Genomic DNA, 583 nt, shown 5'->3' on the forward strand with positions numbered 1-583 from the left:
AATCCGAGTGTGTCTTGTCAGTAGCACATTGTGTGTTGATGAAATGTGGTGATCTCTCCATGGCAGCGGATGTCGCTTAAGCGGCCTCGCCTTCTCCACCTTCTTCCTCCTCTGGAGAGGCTGTAAGCAGCTGGATGAGCTTCGCCGTGTTGATGAAGCCCTTGTCGTCAATCTCAAAGTTGTCATAAGCATCATCGACTTCCTCACCGCTGAACTTGTCACCCCAGGTCATCAGGGCGTGCCTCAGTTTTTCGCTGTCAATCTTTCCCTCATCATCAAATGACTTGAAAGCGGCAATGACAACCTCATCATCATCAGATCCTCCAGACATTCTTCCGGCGAACAAGGTGAGCAGCTGTGTGAAGTTGATTGGTCCAGGAGCCTCATTGACCATCTCATCAAGCTCCTTGTCGACGGCAAGACGGCCAAGCTGGTCGAAGGTTGCTCGGAGGTCGTTCTTGCTAATGATACCGTCCTTGTCTTGGTCCATCAGCTGGAAGGCCTCCTTGAACTCAGCGACCTGCTTCTGGGAGAACATGGAGAACACATTGCTTCCAGTGCGCTTGGCCTTCCTGGATCCTCG

The 583-nt window shown here is 52.0% G+C and carries 1 protein-coding gene; it reads right to left on the reverse strand.

Annotated elements, in window-relative coordinates:
- Window positions 1-76: 76 nt before the first annotated feature.
- A partial coding sequence (locus NUW87_RS11515) for an EF-hand domain-containing protein (protein ID WP_269028666.1) occupies window positions 77-583 on the reverse strand: 507 nt, incomplete at its 5' end.

The sequence above is a fragment of the Corynebacterium pilbarense genome (assembly GCF_026930265.1).
GTDB classification, from domain to species: domain Bacteria; phylum Actinomycetota; class Actinomycetes; order Mycobacteriales; family Mycobacteriaceae; genus Corynebacterium; species Corynebacterium pilbarense.